The sequence below is a fragment of the Oculatella sp. FACHB-28 genome, assembly GCF_014696015.1.
Taxonomy (GTDB): Bacteria; Cyanobacteriota; Cyanobacteriia; order Elainellales; family Elainellaceae; genus JAAUTN01.
Window position 1 is genome coordinate 1 of sequence record NZ_JACJPJ010000070.1, and the last position, 15,779, is coordinate 15,779.

Here is a 15,779-nt window from a genome sequence, read left to right on the forward strand (position 1 = left end):
TTGGTCAACTGGTTGACTGGAGTACCAAGAGCAAAAACTCGGGTTTCTCGTTTCGCGGCTCTAGCGCCAGATTAAGGAAGGCGTGATCCCAGTCAGGGTTCGCCAACAGTATCCGTATCGTATTCTTCAGTAGCGTGGATGCCTTAGGAGTATTCAAAGGTGAAAGAAAACCAGATTATCTTCCCTTGGATGATGCCCATCCTTGCTATCCAACAACTCCTTACGCCATCTCCAAAAAGCTAGGTGAAGAAATGTGCCGATTCTTCACAAACAGCACAGGTATTCCAACAATCTGTCTTAGACCTTCCGGTGTGTTTGACACAGGGACTTACGACTTCATCATTTCTAACAGACGGACTAACCCCAACTTCGAGTGGGAACCATTTTGGGAGTATGGTGCATTTCTAGATGTGCGGGATGCAGCAGATGCAGCAAGATTTGCGTTAGAGTGTCCTGACCCCGGTCACGTTACGTTGCTACTGAATGCAGACGATATTTCTTCAGCATCTCGGACGAGTCTGGAAATGGCTCAATCCATTCATCCGAATGTGGAGTGGAGAGGTGGACAGGAATATGAAGACCAGCCTTACAAAGCTCTTGTTGATACGAAATTGGCTAAAGAAGTGTTGCAGTGGAGTCCCCGTTACCAATGGCGCTCTAAATAGGTTATTTGTCCCTGTAAGATCTTTACTGTAGGAAAGTCTGGAGAAATGCTAACAACGTTTCTAGAAAGAGCTTTCTAAAAAGAACTAGGATTTAACGTGAACAAAGAGTATGACTTTTCCTGAAAAGGCAGAATGAGATGGCAGATGCAACAGATGTTTTATTGAAACTTTGTGAGCAGAGATGGGCTGAGGTGAAGCAAGCAGAGGATCAGAGATCAGCTCTAAGCAACATTATTCTTCTTATTGCTTCAGCCATAGTAGGAATTTTTACTCAGAAAGGACTTGATAGGAATAATCTTCCACTATCTCTGCTGCTTATTTTTCTGGGAGTTTACGGAGCGATCGGTGTTCGCAAATACCGAGAACGCATTCATTACAGTCTATCAATCATAAAACTCTATCGTGACAAGTTAGATAAGTTATATCCTGACGCACAGATTGAAGCACTGAGGATTCAAGCAAAAGAATTTCATGAAAAGCGTCACCCGTTTATGACAAAAATTTATCCTAATCAGCTTTGGGTGGCGCTTCATACATCAATTGCGATCGCTGGCTGCATTCTTACAATTTTCCTCTTAAGTTTGTGATGAAAAGCGTAGGAATAATGCTGAAGATTGTTTAAACACCTAACAACCATGCTGCACTGGAATGTATTCAACATAATCAGTTAGGGTGTAAAGGTTATCTACATCCGGTAACCGCGATCGCTCGACCGCTAAATTACTAGTAATGTGCCTTTCAGAGGATATTTATGGAATGCGATCGCAAGAAGTTGATAGACAATCGTGAACATTTCTCCTAGCTTACTCACAAACAGTTGTAACTAGGAGCGAGCAGCATGGGTCTTGGGCTAAGTGGGAAGGTCGCGATCGTCACAGGTGGAAGCTCTGGAATCGGTCGAGCTACTGCGATTGAGTTGGCTAGACAAGGGGCGAAGGTCGTTGTTGCGGCTCGTAGAGAGTCAGAAGGCGAAGAAACAGTTCAGCAGGTCAAAGCGGCTGGCAGTGATGGTTTTTTTATCAAGACTGACGTAACAAAGGCAGCAGATATTGATGCACTCATTAATCGAACTTTAGAGTCCTACAGTCGTCTCGATTGCGTTTTCAACAACGCTGGATTTGGCAAAGCTACACCACTCGTTGAACTGTCAGAGCCGGAGTGGGACTTAGAATTAAACGTCAACCTGAAAGCAGTGTGGCTATCGATGAAATATGAGATTCCGGCGATGCTCAAAAGTGGGGGTGGGGCGATCGTCAATATGGCATCTCAAGGAGGTGGTGTAATTGGTGTGCCTAATTTTGCCAGCTACACTGCTGCCAAAGGAGGGGTAGTGGCTTTAACCCGAACTGCTGCAATGGAATACGGGAGACAAGGGATTCGGATCAACTGCGTCAGTCCAGGTTTAATTTTGACTGATTTATTGGCTGAGGTTCCTCAGGATACCTTGCAGCAAATGGAGGCAAGCGTCCCGCTCAAGCGAGGTGGAACGCCAGAGGAGGTTGCTAAAGCAGTTGTTTGGCTATGTTCTGACGATGCTTCTTACATTACTGGGCACAACTTAGTGATTGATGGCGGCTACACGGTACAGTAGGTTGCAGTCAAACATTCGCTTGGAGCGGACTGACGAAAGATTTAGGTGTATCGCAAAGGTTGTCTGCGTCCGCTCAAGTGCACCGTTAGCTAGTACCCATTTATATATTTAAGAAACACGTTTTTTAGGTTCTTATGTTGATTAGCAGTTCGTCCTTCTACTTTAAAAACCTACTCTTAGCCAATGCTGGAATCCCACTGTTTTCTCAGAGCCTTTTCTATCAGGTTCTCCTGCTAATCCCAATTATTGTGATTGAAGCCTACATTCATAGAAAACTGCTTAAAACTAGTGTTTTCAAAGCAGTTTGGGTTGCTTTTAGCACCAATGTTATATCAACTGTTGTTGGAGGGCTGCTTGTTATATTACCGATTGGAGCATTGACCGGAACCATACTTTTTGGATCGACTGTACCGGTGCAGCCGGGTTCCTTTCCGTTTCTACCACTGGAAATCATCTTCACACTCCTTCCTATGTTTTGGTTTTCTGTGGTTGTGGAATCATTTATAGGTTCTCTTAGCCTTAGAAAAGTTGATTACAGAAAGGTGAAGCAATCATTCTTGGTTGCCAATGTGTATACATACTTAATGCTTGAGATATTGGCTATTACCCAACTTATCAAGGGATACGTTGAAAGGCGCGGCTAATATAACCACGATATTTTGAAACGTTTACAACAGGACGGGTAAGGATTTAACCCCATGCACTCCAGTCGAGGGAATAAACTCCAATGTGGCGTTTGGATCAATCCGTAAGTTGGACAGGCGTTCTAGCACCGCACTTAGTACAATTTTGCCTTCTAGACGAGCCAGGGGCGCACCCAGACAAAAGTGAATGCCATTGCCAAAGGCTAAGTGTGGATTGGGATCACGATCGACAATGAACTCATCTGGGCGATCGAACTTTGTCTCATCCCGGTTGGCTGACCCCATCCAAACGATGACCATTTGTCCTGCTGGAATGGTCTGTTCCCCCACCTGTACGTCAACTTTGGTAAACCGTTCTATTCCCTGCACCGAGGAGCGATAGCGCAAGACTTCCTCGACTGCCAGCGGCACCAGATCTGGCTCCCGCTTCAGCCGCTCGAAGGCTTCTGGATGTTCCTTGAAACAGAGAACAGCATTTCCCAGTAAGTTTGTTGTGGTTTCATTACCAGCGATTAACAGGATCATGCAGAAATCTACTAGCTCCTGAGCAGTCAGGGTTTCGGCTGCTTCGTGGGCGGCAAGTAAATCACTAATTAAGTCTTTGCCAGGATGCTGTCGCCGCTGCTCTAGCAAATGTCGGAAATAGTCAGCCATTGCTGTTATTGCCGTTGAGTCATACACCACAATTCCATCTGACCACCGCTTAAAGTCTTCGCGATCTGCAATGGGAATACCTAAAATTTCAGCAATCACAATGATAGGTAGGGGAATTGCCAGGTCACGCATAAAGTCAATCCGTTCCTGCCCATGAACTTGATCAATCAGTTCATGGGTAATTTGAGTAATGCGCGGTGCTAATTCTTCTATCCGACGAGCCGTAAACACCTTTGCAACCAGCGATCGCAGTGATTGATGTTTGGGTGGGTCAGTATAGTTCAAACTTTGAGTCAAATCAGTTTGCTCAGGTGGATGAGGAATTTTGGATGAAAATATTTGCCAATCCGAAAATGTCCGTTTTACATCCTCATAGCGAAACACCATCCAGACTTGCTGATTTGCGTCATACCACACAGGTGATTCACGGCGCATCTGGGCATACCAAGGATAAGGATTGCCAAATAGTTCGGAATTCGGTGTTGCTATTGATGGTTGATTGGTTTCCATGATGAATCTCGTATGTGAGCAATTATATGTGAGCAAAAATGTGCATTGGCAGGACAAACTAGCTGGATGAACTGGAGTCATCAGCATTCAGACAACAGATTGAGAAATATTAGCTAGCTGATTCGGGCGATCGCGTCATCGCCAGCAGTGTTTCCACCACTTGAGTCAGCTGAGGCTCCTCTAAAGTGCCAACTTGAAACACTTCTGAGAGCCACAAACCATCAGTCGCCAACAGAATAATTGTTGCCTTTATGGGATCAATTCCACTGGTTTCAATTCGCTGTCGTGACTGCTGTTCATAGACTTTGGCAGATTCAAACAAGTCGGGCGAGTTAGCCGCAATTGAAGAAAGACGGGCAACTAATGCCAGTGATTGTTTGCTAAACCGTAGCGTCGCTCGAATATATGCGCGCACCCACTGTCCGGGCGTTCCCGGTGCATCGTCCTGGTCAAACTCAGTCTGCAATACTGCTTCAAAATCTTGAATCAGTTGCTCCACCATGCTCGTCATCAAGGTGTCTTTGTTAGGAAAGTGATAAAGCAACCCTCCTTTACTGACTCCTGCTTGTTGAGCTACAGCATCCAGTGTTAACGCTTCAACTCCTTTATCAATGACAACTTGACTAGCAGCCCGGAGCAGAGTTTCACGAGTGGCTGATCGAGATTTTGACCTTTTTGTATCAGCCATAGAAATGACCAGGAAACTGTCACAGAATCTGGGGGCATTTGGCGTTTGGGTATCAAGCTTCAACTGGCAAAAGCTGAATTGCCAAACGCTTGTAAGTAACCATAAATTTACTGTACCGTCTGGACGGTTTTAATGTCAATGCCTGCCCTATTTCTATTTTGGCGGAACGTTATCTTGCTTGTGCAGAGATATGGAGCAGCTACTTTACAAGTTTTGCGAAAAATAACGTTCTTTGACATTTTTGATGCCAACGCAACAATATTATTCAATCAGAGGCATGAACGCAGTAATAATATGGCACGGATGATTACAAATGATTTAGGAAAAGAGATAACATGACTTCCAACGATTCGCGTCAAACCCTTGGTCGTGGCCGCCTATATGAAAGCATTGTAGATACCATCGGAGACACACCTTGCATTCGGGTTAATACTTTAGCCCCTGATCATGTTCGCCTGTATGTCAAAGCAGAGTTCTTTAATCCTGCCGCTTCGGTTAAAGACCGTCTAGCCATCAGCATTATTGAAGAAGCCGAGCGTCGTGGGGATCTCAAACCGGGTCAAACCGTTGTGGAAGCCACCAGCGGCAACACGGGCATTGGTCTAGCTATGGTTTGTGCAGCGAAGGGTTATCCTTTAGTGGTTACGATGGCGGATAGTTTCTCGATTGAACGACGCAAGCTGATGCGATTTCTCGGCGCTAAGGTGGTGCTCACTCCTCGAGCCGAAAAAGGCTACGGCATGTACCAAAAGGCAAAAGAATTAGCCGACGCGAACGGTTGGTTTCTAGCTCATCAGTTTGAGACAGATGACAACGCAAAAATCCACGAAAACACGACTGCCCGCGAGATTCTAGCTGATTTTGCAGGAGAAAAGCTTGACTACTGGGTTACAGGCTATGGCACAGGTGGAACTGTATCGGGTGTAGCTCGGGTACTGCGTAAAGAACGACCTGAGACAAAAATCATTCTCACCGAGCCCAGTAATGCGCCAGTGGTTGGGTCTAACATTCCTCAGGAACGCAACGCAGACCGCTCTCCTGCCGTGAGCCATCCAGCATTCCAACCTCATCCTATTCAGGGCTGGACTCCTGATTTTGTCCCCTATGTTTTACAAGAAGCCATTGATCATCACTACTTTGATGAGTTTGTTCCAGTCTCTGGAGCAGAGGGTATTGAGTGGTCTAATCAATTAGCTCGTCAGGAAGGAATTATCACCGGAATTTCCGGTGGTGCAACCTTTGCCGTTGCAATGCAGGTCGCTGAGAAGGCCGCTGCTGGCTCTGTCATTCTCTGTATGCTGCCCGATACGGGTGAGCGATATCTATCATCCCCTCTATTTGAAAAGATTGAGGAGTTCATGTCACCAGAAGAGCTTGCTTTATCCCATTCAACCCCTCAATTTCAAATGTCTGCTACTTAAAGGCATGAATTCATCAAACTTTCTGCGTGAAGGGTTAGCGCTACCCTTCACACTTCAAAAGTGATTCATGCAAAAGTTTTATTGATTGAAGGTTTGGAATTGGTGAGGTGACCTAGATGAGTGATGAGTTACGCTGCGCTAACGCATCCTACAAGAGCTGAGTTCTAGGTTTCTGCCGCTACGTATAGTTTAGAAATTAACGAACGGTAGGTTCTTCCACTCGTCTTACCTCAACCATTTGTCCCGAATTGAGACGGGTCAGGTAATCTTCCAATGCTTCTGCTACTTTGCCTGATAGGAGAAAACAGCCGAGTAAGTTGGGAAATGCCATTGCCAGAATCATCATGTCACCAAAGTTGAGAACAGACTGCAGGTTTACCACTGCTCCAACAAATACAAAGATGACGTAGATGATCTGGTAGACCCTTAGCGATCGCTCTCCAAACAAAAATGTCCAGCTTCTTTCGCCGTAATAGCCCCAGGAAATAATGGTGGAGAAAGCAAACAAAAAGACTGCAATCCCCAAAATTACAGGAAACCAGGGAATTGAAGTAGAAAAAGCCTCAAAGGTCATCTGAATGCCATCGGGTTCTCCTCCTGTCTGGTTGGCATAAACTCCCGTGATTACAATAACCAGAGCGGTCATATTGCTGACTACAACGGTGTCAATAAACGGTTCCAGTAGAGCAACAATACCTTCGCGCACAGGTTCATCAGTCCGGGCAGCAGAGTGAGCGATGGGGGCTGAGCCGACCCCAGCTTCGTTGTCAAAAGCAGCTCGTCTCACGCCTTGAACTAAGACTGCAACGAGTCCTCCTGTAATCGCTGCTTGAGGTGAAAAGGCTTCACGCACGATGGTGGCAGCGGCGGCTGGAATTTCGGTCAAGTTCGTGACGAGAATCCAAAGTGCTGCAATAAAGTAAGTGAGACACATCGCGGGGACCAGAAACCCGGCTACTGCCCCAATTCGCCGAATCCCACCAATGATGACTAAGCCTACCAACGCCATGAGAACCAGCCCATAGAGCCAGTTGAAGCCCTCCAAGGCAGGAATAGCGGCAGTCAAGCCAGCAAAAGACTGGTTAACCTGAAACATGTTGCCGCCGCCAAATGCGCCACCGATACAGAATACACAGAAAACTCCTGCCAAAACTTTACCGAGAGGGCGCAACCCTTTTTCCGCTAAACCCCTGGAGAGATAATACATTGGACCGCCAGAAACAGTGCCATCGGGACGAATGATGCGATACATCAAACCCAAGGTACACTCAGCAAACTTGCTAGACATGCCTAGCAGCCCAACGATAGTCATCCAAAAGACGGCTCCGGGACCGCCAAGCTGAATGGCGATCGCCACTCCTGCAATGTTGCCCAGTCCAACGGTGGCAGAGAGCGCAGCAGAAAGTGCCTGAAAGTGAGAGACTTCTCCAGGTTCATCAGGGTTATCATAATTGCCCCTAACCACATCAATCGCATGACGAAACGCCCGAATATTAACAAACTTCATCCGAAACGTGAAGAAGATTGCTCCCGCCAGTAGCCATAGGACAACCAGTGGCATACCACCAATACTGAGAAAGATCACTTTTTCTAGAGCTGCTACAACTGCACCGAAAACAGCGTCAATGCCAGCTAAGAACCCATTTGTATTTGCTGTACCAGAGGCTTGAGCGAATCCAGGCGCAGCTAAAACAAGCAAAACCAAAAATGTTAGAGCAATGTTTTTTATAGATCTCATAGAATCTTATTGCAGGAAATTAGTTGGTATTAAGAAATTACAATTTTTGCAGACTATTTTTGTTCTAAAGAAACACTTTCCCCCGGAGAAGCACACTACACAAGTTTTCTGTAGAAACCCGGTTTTCAAGCCCAGTCAAAAGTTTCAGGGTTTACTCCACTTTAAGGAGTAGAAGAAGGATCTGTCTAATTAAGTAGACGACTTACTAGAAGTTGCAGTCAAGAATGAGTGCTTCTCCGTCATCAACGAATTTCAGCTTTTACTCACTATGACTAAAATTTGCACTACCAGCAAAACCTGTAGAGCGATTCTGAATAATTTGTGGAAGTAGAGCGTTGGGCGATCGCCCCGACTCATCTGTAACCCTAGTTTTTGGAATTGGTATGACTTATTTCTCTTTACGTTAAATTATTAGGGTTGACGGCGTAGGTTCTTTGCTATGAGTTCTGTAGATGGGCTGCCGCTGGTTGATCTAACTAAACAGGTTCGTCCTGCGTTGTCCGAGTCGCCGGTCATTTCGAGTCAGCGATCGCAATGGCAAGGGATATTTTTTAATCACTACGATCATCCGGCGCACGAAAGTCCAGAATTTCAATACATGCAGCACGTTATTGGAATCACGGGCAGTGGACATCCCATTTCATCAGAGCATCGATTTGAGGGACAGGTGCAAACCTGTTATTGTCAGCCCGGTGAGGTGTTGTTTATTCCTGCTAAGGTCAGGTACTCATCGATTTGGCAGCAACCTGGTGAGTTTTCCTTGATTGGCTTTCTTTCAGCCTTCTTTGAGAAGATCGTCAACGAGTCGATTCAGCCCGATCGGATTGAACTGATTCCCAAAATTGGTGTGGCTGATCCATTCATTCAGCAAGTTGGGCTCGCTCTTAAAGCGGATGTAGAAGCAGACCATCCAGCAGGGCGAATGTTTGGGGAATCGTTGGCGACAGGATTAGCAATCCATTTGATTAAGCATTATTCAACGTGGCAGGTGAAACTGCCGCCGAGAGCATCAGGACATTTATCAAAGTCTCAACTGCAAAAAGTAACGGACTACATCCAAACTCATCTGGATCAGGATATTTCTCTAGCTGATATGGCAGGGATATTAGGACTGAGCCAGTATCATTTCTGTCGGTTATTCAAGCAGTCAACGGGTAAGACTCCCCATCAGTATCTCACTCAATGCCGAATCGATAGAGCAAAGCAATTGTTGTCAAAATCCGAATTGACGATTACCGAAATTGCCTTTGAAGTCGGCTTCACAAACCACAGTTCTTTTACTCGCCTCTTTCGTCAATATGTGGGTGTAACGCCAAAGATGTTTAGAGAATCTCGTTAAACATTGCAGCAAGATCTGCACAGGTTCAGCAGATATCAAACATCTTTGCTTAAAAAATTTTGGATCTGCTCTGCGAAAATATGAGCATTTTCAAAGTGAATGTTATGCCCGCACCGCTCCACAATTCTGAGCTGCATGAGTTTTCCTAGCTGAGACATTTCATGATTGATCTGGACAAATTTAGGGTCTAACTCACCTGCTAACAGACTGATTGGAACTGTGTTTTGTTGGATTTGTTGCCACAGTGAGGATTGACAGCCTGTACTCAGATAGCAAAGAGACTTAGCAAGCTGTTCAGGACAATTTTTTAGACGTTGCTTTAGCAATTTCTCAAAGTCTGAGTGGCGTTGAAGTGAATTAAATAGCGGCTGTTCATACCATTTTGTTAAGAAGGAAGGAAGATTTGCTTCTAGTTTTTTGGCTAAAGTGAGATCCTGTTGAATTCGCTGCTCCCTCTCGGCTGAAGTCTTAAGCCCTGGAGAAGCAGACTCTAATACTGTTTTTAAGAACTTGTGTGGAAAGTAAAGCGTCAGGTATAGGGCAAGCCGTCCTCCCATTGAATAGCCAACGAGAGAGCAGGATTGAATCTTGAGAGCCTCCAAAAATTGGATTAACCCGTGTGCGGTGCTTTCGATGGTATATGCTTGATCGCCAGTTTTGACTTGAGTTTTTCCATGTCCTGGTAGATCGATAGAGAGACAATAGTAGTGATTGGATAGAAGGGCGATCGTCTGGTCAAACTCATGACAATCCCCCATAAACCCGTGCAAAAACAGAATTACAGGATGATCGGGATGCCCTACCGCCTGATAGTTGAAACGATACTGATCAACGTTGACAAACTGCTCCATCGTGAACTGTCTGAACTAAGTTCCTCAAAACTCTGCTCAAGTCGAAATTTCACCGAAGCTAAAGCTAAGCAACCATCGTTACTGTTCCTGTGTCCAGGTCGTATCGACCGCCGACGATCTTGAGTTTGCCTGACTGTAATCGCTCTGTTAGGAGGGGCGATCGCTTCAACTGTTCGATCTGGTACTGCACATTCGCAGTTACAGCATTATCGACCGTATCACCTGCCTTGTCTTTGACCCGCTCAACCGCTGGCAAAATCGCTTTGACGAAGCTGCCAATCTCACCGGGTAGAGTCTCATTCTGCACTGCAGCCGTGACCGCACCACAGCGCTCGTGCCCCAGCACCATTAGCACCGGCGTATCTAGTAGAACAACGGCATATTCAATGCTACCAAGCGCCTCTGGCGTAGCAATATTTCCGGCGATTCGCACGTCAAAAATGTCACCGATGCCCTGGTCAAAAAGGATTTCGGCTGGCACTCGTGAGTCTGCACAACTCAGTACAGTGGCAAAGGGATGCTGCACCTGAGCCACTTCCTGTAACCGTGCTGCTGACTGGTCTGGATATTGCGGCTGATGCTGGACAAACCGTTGATTGCCTTCCATCAGTTTTTGTAGGGCATCATCAGGACTGAGGGAAGGGGCGATCGCAGACAGTTCAGCAGCTTCAGCCTGCTTTACGCGCCCTAAGAAAGTGCCAGCTGCTAAACCCAATGTTGTGATTGAAGCTCGTTTCAGCAGGTCACGCCGACCGATGAAACTATGGGTATGATTCATAGTGACTCACAATGATGCAATACATTTAACAGAGCGAATTTCCATTACATCTGAGACGTAACAGGTGCCACCAAACTTGTTGAGCAAAGGTCGAACATTTTCGACAACTGTTTTAATTTGCTCAGGCATACAGAAAGCAAGAATATAAACATTATCTAGCATGGTCATGTCTAGATCTTCAGTGCCGTCTCGCAACCCTGTACCCGCAACATTACGAATTACAGCGTGACCGTGTATACCTGATTTATTTAAGCTATCCAAAATTTTACCAAGCTCAAATGAATTGGCAATAATTTCTATTTTTTTAACAAGATGCATGAGATTATCTCCACAACAGGTCAATTCCGTACAGATAGAGTGGAATTCCTACAATGATGTTGAATGGGAATGTCACCGCTAGAGCAGTCGAAACATACAGGCTGGGGTTCGCTTCGGGCACCGTTATTCGCATCGCTGCTGGGACAGCAATATAAGAAGCACTTGCACACAAAACGGAGAACAAAAGTGCATCTCCTTGAGGCATGTTAATGAATCTGGCAATAAGCAGCCCAATGCCTGCATTGAGTATAGGAATCAGTATGGCAAACGAGATTAGAAAAAGGCCAGTTTTTTGTAAGTCTTTAAGTCTTCTAGCAGCAACGAGTCCCATGTCTAGCAAGAAGAAGGTCAAAACGCCGTAAAACATTCCCTGAGTAAAGGGTTCTAGGGCGTGCCAACCCCGCTCTCCCGTCAATACGCCGATCAGTAAGCTACCTACCAGCAAGAAAACTGAACTGTTAAGAAATGCTTCTTTCAGCACTTCCGACCAGGCAAATTCTCGTGTCTCATCCACGGTAAATAAGTTGACTAAAATCAGACCTACAATAATTGCTGGGGACTCCATTAGGGCAAGAGCCGCAACCATATAGCCATCAAAATCGATGCCAAGTCCAGTCAAAAAAGTACTTGCAGTAATAAAGGTAACAGCGCTAATCGAGCCGTAGGTGGCTGCGATCGCAGCTGAGTCATAGGCATCCAGCTTTATCCTTAGAATAAAAAAGGTATAAAACGGCACAATACATGCCATCAGCATTGCCGCAAGAAGCGTCAACATGACTTCCTGAGTAATGCCACTTTTAACTAGCTCTACCCCTCCCTTAAAGCCGATCGCAAATAGCAGGTAGAGCGAAAAGAGTTTTGGAATAGGAGCAGGAATTTCCAAGTCAGATTTGACTAGAACAGCAGTTATGCCCAAGAAAAAGAACAGAATGGGTGGGTTCAGGATGTTGGATACGATTAAGCTGACATCCATGTCCGTCCCCCTTGCTGCTGATAAAACCGAAAGTTTAGAAAATGTTGCATTGTCAAAAAAGGATGTAACGGTTGAATCATGATTATCGCGTCCTGTCACCCCGTGTCAATGGAATCCTGCAGGACAAAGTCATTTGTACCTGCTAGAAACCGCAAAGATTCCTAAATTTGCTGAATAAATAAGATTCCATTCTTGTGAAACGGAAATTAGCGATCGCCTTAATTCCCTTATTCCCAGTCCTTCTCCTATAAAGCGCAAGGGATTGTTGCTACCGCTTACTCGTGCTGGTTGAGGGCTGCTTATCGCCTGGACTTTAACCCTGAACCTATATTTCGCTCAGGCTGACACATGGCGAACTCGGCAAATCAAGTTGATTAACCAGGAACTCGACCTGCGAATTTTAGAACAGCAGCGTACTGAAGAAAATTTGCGAAGGAGTGAAGAGTGCTGGCAGCTAGCCCTACGCGGCAACAATTGCGCGGCAACAATGTTAGCTCAATCTTGGTCTCTTAGAGCGTGTAGAACCTGCCGCTTGATGTCTACAAATTCGGGAGTGAGTTTTATTTCCAGGTCGCGTTGAGCAGGTAGGGTAATAGGTACTTCGAGCTTCAGTTGTCCTGGACAGCGGCTCATGACATATACTCGCTGCGACAGGAAGATTGCTTCTTCAACATCGTGGGTAATCATCAGGATAGTAGTATGGGTTTGATCCCATAGTCTGAGCAAAAATTGCTGCATTTGCTCCTTGGTTTGGGCATCGAGCGCGCCAAAGGGTTCGTCCATCAGTAAGACTTCGGGTTCGTTGGCAAGGGCACGGGCGATCGCCACTCGCTGTTTCATGCCGCCAGAGAGCTGCTTAGGATAAGCTTTGGCAAACTGAGTTAGCCCCACTACGTCCAGATAATAATTCACCCGCTCTTGCTGTTGTGCCCGTGATAGGCGGCGCAGCTTTAGCCCAAAGGCAATATTTCCACTGACTGTCAGCCAGGGATAAAGGGTATAGCCCTGAAATACCATGCCCCGGTCAGAGCCAGGACCAGCGACCATTTCTCCATCAACTAAAACTTGCCCTGCGGTTGGCGAATCCAGTCCAGCAACAATGTTGAGCAGCGTCGATTTGCCGCAACCGGATGCCCCAACCAAGCAGACAAACTCTCTCGCATGAAGCTGAAAGTTGATATTTTGCAGCACCATCAGCGGTTTGCCCTGAACCTGGAAGGTCTTGAACAGACCGCGAACTTCCATCTTGGGCTGTGCGGTGGAGGAGGGGCTCACATCGAGTCCGGCTTCTTGTCCTCGCACATCGCTGGATGGGCGGGTGTTCAGCATGATCAAAATTCCTGAGTAGGGGTGGGCATCACTTTGATATAGGTTTTCTCAGTTAAACCGATGATTGCGAGATGAAAAGTTAACTGAGATACAGTTCATCGCTACTTTCAATCAAAACAGTCCCGTCAGTCAAGATAGCTAGGAGCAGTAAAATCAAGAGGTTGGAAATCAATTGTTCACAACTATTCTCCGTATCTCTGGATACAAAAAGTCAACTGGGAATCTATAGACTGTCTGGAATAAAGCCTTCCACACTCCTCAATTCCAAACAGTACTTCAGCCGTGGTTAACCTGATTGGGACAGAACTAGATCAGAAGTCGAAGCAGCCTGCCTGGTTGCAGTCGTGGCAGCCGCGATCGCTCTCCAGTGAAGCGGTTACGCTTCCGGCTGAGATGTACAGTTCACCAGAGATCTATCGCTTGGAACAAGAGCGCATCTTTGGTAAATACTGGTACTACGTTGGGCATGTCAGCCAGCTTGATGGTCCAAACTCTTACTTCACTGTTGAGATTGCCGAGCAGCCTCTGGTCATTCTGCAAAATAAGGCGGGCGAGTTACGCGCCTTTTTCAACATTTGTACCCATCGGGCTGGTCCAGTGGCAGTAGACAGCGGCAAGTGTAACCGTCTTACCTGTCTTTACCATGCCTGGAGCTTTGACCTGGAGGGCAACCTGCGCGGCATTCCTGATATGGAGGAGGCAGAGAATTTTGACCTGGTGGCTTACGGCTTGACGGCGGTGAAGGTGGACACCTGGGGTCCATTCATCTTTGTTAACCTGGACCCTAAATCAGATGCTTTGGCAGTTCAGTTAGGCGAATTGCCGGAGATGTTTAAGCGATACAAGCTAGAAACCTGGGCAAGGGCTCACTATATCGACTATTGGACAGATAGTAACTGGAAGCTGTACGTCGAAAATAATGCAGAAAACTATCACGAGCCAACAGTTCACCCGATTCTGGCCAAGTATTATCAGCACATAAAGGCTGAGGCGAGATATCACTATTACTTGCAATACACCCCTTTTGTGGGTCGAGACGAGTTGCCGTCTGAGAAAGACCCAGCCCTTTACGTTGATGGGCTGAATGAGTACGAGATGGCAGGTATTTCGACAATGAGTTTTTTCCCGAACTTTGCCTGGATTGTGGCACCCAACTGCGCCATCATTTACCTGATTGATCCGCAAGGGCCATGCCGTACCAGAGTTCGGTGGGATTGGCTGGTGCCGAATACGGATGCTGCTAAGTCACCAGCAAATCTGGAGCCGCTGATCGAGTTTTATGACGGCATTCAGCAAGAAGATTTACAGCTCTTGCCTGAAGTTCAAAAGCGAACTCAGTCCTTGGGGTATCGTCAGGGACGCTTATCCCCAACGCGTGAAATGGGCACACACCTGTTTCAAGAGCTGATCATGAGAGCGATCGCCACTCCCGCCAAATAGAAACCATCCTTTTCTCATACCACTACACTCTTCCCTCCATGCCTCTGCCTGCTTCCCTCCCTTCTCAATCCCCTATCCTCTGGGAAGAACTCACCTGGGAGGAAATTACTCACTTGCGCGATCGCGGCATGAACCTGGTAATTCTTCCCGTTGGTGCAACCGAACAGCACGCCCTGCATTTACCCGTTGGGGTTGATACTTTCTCAGCGACCGCAGTGGCTCATGGCGTTTCTGCCCAAACGGGAATTCCTGTTTTGCCAACTTTGCCCTATGGCTGTTCTCTAGGACATTCTAAAAAGTGGGCAGGCACGATTTCGCTGCGTCCCGAAACGCTAGCAACACTGGTGCTAGAAATTGCAGAATGGGTCTGTAGCGCGGGATTCAGCCGCATTTTGCTGCTCAACGGACATGTCACAAACTGGGCACCTTTGCGCTGTGGTTTAGAAAATGTGCGCCACCAATATCCAGATCTAAGAATTGCGCTGCGCTCAATTTGGGAGATTTCGCCCAAGATCCATGAGTTTTATCACCATGATGCAGCTAATTTTCACGCCAACTGTGCTGAAACGTCGGTGATGTTAGCGCTACGTCCGGATCTGGTGCAGCTTGAGAAAGCTGTAGATGAACCCGATCGCTCTGTCGGTTGTTTCTTTGCCTACACGGTGAACAAAGAGAGCGTTCATGGCGCAGTCGGTTCGCCCAGTAAGGCAGATGAAGCGTTTGGCAAACAAATTTTGGAGGTGGCAGTGAGTGAGTTGAGTGAGCAGTTGAAGAGGGCGATCGCCGAAGGAACTCCCCTAGAAGAAATGCCACCTCCTACAGTTCCATAACTCCTTAACC

At 46.6% G+C, this 15,779-nt stretch carries 16 protein-coding genes; 8 read left to right on the forward strand and 8 right to left on the reverse strand.

All coding sequences use genetic code 11. The features are described 5' to 3' along the window. Positions 1–116 precede the first annotated feature (116 nt). The 4 genes from H6F88_RS15500 (at position 117) to H6F88_RS15515 (ending at position 2,900) form a co-directional block, all read left to right on the forward strand. Entirely contained in the window at positions 117–665 is a 549-nt protein-coding gene (locus H6F88_RS15500; RefSeq protein ID WP_347277704.1) for an NAD(P)-dependent oxidoreductase, read from the forward strand. A 137-nt stretch (positions 666–802) separates the two neighbouring features. After that, on the forward strand, positions 803–1,252 hold the full coding sequence (locus tag H6F88_RS15505) for a hypothetical protein (protein ID WP_190643660.1): 450 nt from the start codon (positions 803–805) through the stop codon (positions 1,250–1,252). 251 nt (positions 1,253–1,503) lie between these two features. Next, complete coding sequence (locus H6F88_RS15510; protein ID WP_190643661.1) at positions 1,504–2,256, forward strand: glucose 1-dehydrogenase; 753 nt, start codon at positions 1,504–1,506, stop codon at positions 2,254–2,256. Positions 2,257–2,504: 248 nt separating this feature from the next. Continuing rightward, positions 2,505–2,900, forward strand: a complete 396-nt coding sequence (locus H6F88_RS15515; protein WP_206756448.1) for a hypothetical protein — start codon at positions 2,505–2,507, stop codon at positions 2,898–2,900. 24 nt (positions 2,901–2,924) lie between these two features. On the opposite strand, the gene H6F88_RS15520 is transcribed toward H6F88_RS15515, so the two are convergent. Together H6F88_RS15520 and H6F88_RS15525 are read right to left on the reverse strand one after the other, a co-directional pair. After that, positions 2,925–4,064 (reverse strand): cytochrome P450, encoded by a 1,140-nt coding sequence (locus H6F88_RS15520; RefSeq protein WP_190643663.1) that lies wholly within the window; start codon positions 4,062–4,064, stop codon positions 2,925–2,927. 109 nt (positions 4,065–4,173) lie between these two features. Continuing rightward, entirely contained in the window at positions 4,174–4,752 is a 579-nt protein-coding gene (locus tag H6F88_RS15525; protein WP_190643664.1) for a TetR family transcriptional regulator, read from the reverse strand. 335 nt (positions 4,753–5,087) lie between these two features. Here H6F88_RS15525 and H6F88_RS15530 point away from each other — a divergent pair, with 335 nt between their 5' ends. Further along, positions 5,088–6,173, forward strand: a complete 1,086-nt coding sequence (locus H6F88_RS15530) for a pyridoxal-phosphate dependent enzyme (RefSeq protein WP_190643665.1) — start codon at positions 5,088–5,090, stop codon at positions 6,171–6,173. Between the two features lie 196 nt (positions 6,174–6,369). Here the strand turns inward: H6F88_RS15530 and H6F88_RS15535 are convergent, their stop codons facing one another. Then, a complete protein-coding gene (locus H6F88_RS15535; RefSeq protein ID WP_190643666.1) occupies positions 6,370–7,911 on the reverse strand; it encodes an alanine/glycine:cation symporter family protein in 1,542 nt (513 codons plus the stop codon). 439 nt (positions 7,912–8,350) lie between these two features. On the opposite strand from H6F88_RS15535, the gene H6F88_RS15540 reads away from it, so the two are divergent. Then, positions 8,351–9,250 (forward strand): AraC family transcriptional regulator, encoded by a 900-nt coding sequence (locus H6F88_RS15540; RefSeq protein ID WP_190643667.1) that lies wholly within the window; start codon positions 8,351–8,353, stop codon positions 9,248–9,250. A 35-nt stretch (positions 9,251–9,285) separates the two neighbouring features. Here the strand turns inward: H6F88_RS15540 and menH are convergent, their stop codons facing one another. The 5 genes from menH to H6F88_RS15565 all read right to left on the reverse strand — a co-directional run bounded on the left by menH (position 9,286) and on the right by H6F88_RS15565 (position 13,499). Further along, positions 9,286–10,101 (reverse strand): 2-succinyl-6-hydroxy-2,4-cyclohexadiene-1-carboxylate synthase, encoded by an 816-nt coding sequence (gene menH / locus H6F88_RS15545; RefSeq protein WP_190643668.1) that lies wholly within the window; start codon positions 10,099–10,101, stop codon positions 9,286–9,288. 64 nt (positions 10,102–10,165) lie between these two features. Further along, positions 10,166–10,879 (reverse strand): carbonic anhydrase, encoded by a 714-nt coding sequence (locus H6F88_RS15550; RefSeq protein WP_190643669.1) that lies wholly within the window; start codon positions 10,877–10,879, stop codon positions 10,166–10,168. A gap of 6 nt (positions 10,880–10,885) precedes the next feature. After that, positions 10,886–11,197 (reverse strand): P-II family nitrogen regulator, encoded by a 312-nt coding sequence (locus H6F88_RS15555; protein WP_190643670.1) that lies wholly within the window; start codon positions 11,195–11,197, stop codon positions 10,886–10,888. A gap of 4 nt (positions 11,198–11,201) precedes the next feature. Continuing rightward, entirely contained in the window at positions 11,202–12,170 is a 969-nt protein-coding gene (locus tag H6F88_RS15560) for a sodium-dependent bicarbonate transport family permease (protein WP_190643671.1), read from the reverse strand. Positions 12,171–12,665: 495 nt separating this feature from the next. After that, positions 12,666–13,499: an ABC transporter ATP-binding protein gene (locus H6F88_RS15565; protein WP_190643672.1), complete on the reverse strand. Its 834-nt coding sequence runs from the start codon at positions 13,497–13,499 to the stop codon at positions 12,666–12,668. A 282-nt stretch (positions 13,500–13,781) separates the two neighbouring features. Here H6F88_RS15565 and H6F88_RS15570 point away from each other — a divergent pair, with 282 nt between their 5' ends. Both H6F88_RS15570 and H6F88_RS15575 read left to right on the forward strand, forming a co-directional pair. Next, entirely contained in the window at positions 13,782–14,939 is a 1,158-nt protein-coding gene (locus H6F88_RS15570; protein WP_190643673.1) for an aromatic ring-hydroxylating dioxygenase subunit alpha, read from the forward strand. A gap of 38 nt (positions 14,940–14,977) precedes the next feature. Next, positions 14,978–15,769: a creatininase family protein gene (locus H6F88_RS15575; protein ID WP_190643674.1), complete on the forward strand. Its 792-nt coding sequence runs from the start codon at positions 14,978–14,980 to the stop codon at positions 15,767–15,769. Positions 15,770–15,779 lie beyond the last annotated feature (10 nt).

Excerpts from the sequence above, each read along its gene's own strand:
- H6F88_RS15505 (WP_190643660.1), top strand. The coding sequence starts at position 803 with ATGGCAGATGCAACAGATGTTTTATTGAAACTTTGTGAGCAGAGATGG.
- H6F88_RS15510 (WP_190643661.1), top strand. The coding sequence starts at position 1,504 with ATGGGTCTTGGGCTAAGTGGGAAGGTCGCGATCGTCACAGGTGGAAGC.
- H6F88_RS15520 (WP_190643663.1), bottom strand. The coding sequence starts at position 4,064 with ATGGAAACCAATCAACCATCAATAGCAACACCGAATTCCGAACTATTT.
- H6F88_RS15525 (WP_190643664.1), bottom strand. The coding sequence starts at position 4,752 with ATGGCTGATACAAAAAGGTCAAAATCTCGATCAGCCACTCGTGAAACT.
- H6F88_RS15530 (WP_190643665.1), top strand. The coding sequence starts at position 5,088 with ATGACTTCCAACGATTCGCGTCAAACCCTTGGTCGTGGCCGCCTATAT.
- H6F88_RS15535 (WP_190643666.1), bottom strand. The coding sequence starts at position 7,911 with ATGAGATCTATAAAAAACATTGCTCTAACATTTTTGGTTTTGCTTGTT.
- H6F88_RS15540 (WP_190643667.1), top strand. The coding sequence starts at position 8,351 with ATGAGTTCTGTAGATGGGCTGCCGCTGGTTGATCTAACTAAACAGGTT.
- menH (WP_190643668.1), bottom strand. The coding sequence starts at position 10,101 with ATGGAGCAGTTTGTCAACGTTGATCAGTATCGTTTCAACTATCAGGCG.
- H6F88_RS15550 (WP_190643669.1), bottom strand. The coding sequence starts at position 10,879 with ATGAATCATACCCATAGTTTCATCGGTCGGCGTGACCTGCTGAAACGA.
- H6F88_RS15555 (WP_190643670.1), bottom strand. The coding sequence starts at position 11,197 with ATGCATCTTGTTAAAAAAATAGAAATTATTGCCAATTCATTTGAGCTT.
- H6F88_RS15560 (WP_190643671.1), bottom strand. The coding sequence starts at position 12,170 with ATGGATGTCAGCTTAATCGTATCCAACATCCTGAACCCACCCATTCTG.
- H6F88_RS15565 (WP_190643672.1), bottom strand. The coding sequence starts at position 13,499 with ATGCTGAACACCCGCCCATCCAGCGATGTGCGAGGACAAGAAGCCGGA.
- H6F88_RS15575 (WP_190643674.1), top strand. The coding sequence starts at position 14,978 with ATGCCTCTGCCTGCTTCCCTCCCTTCTCAATCCCCTATCCTCTGGGAA.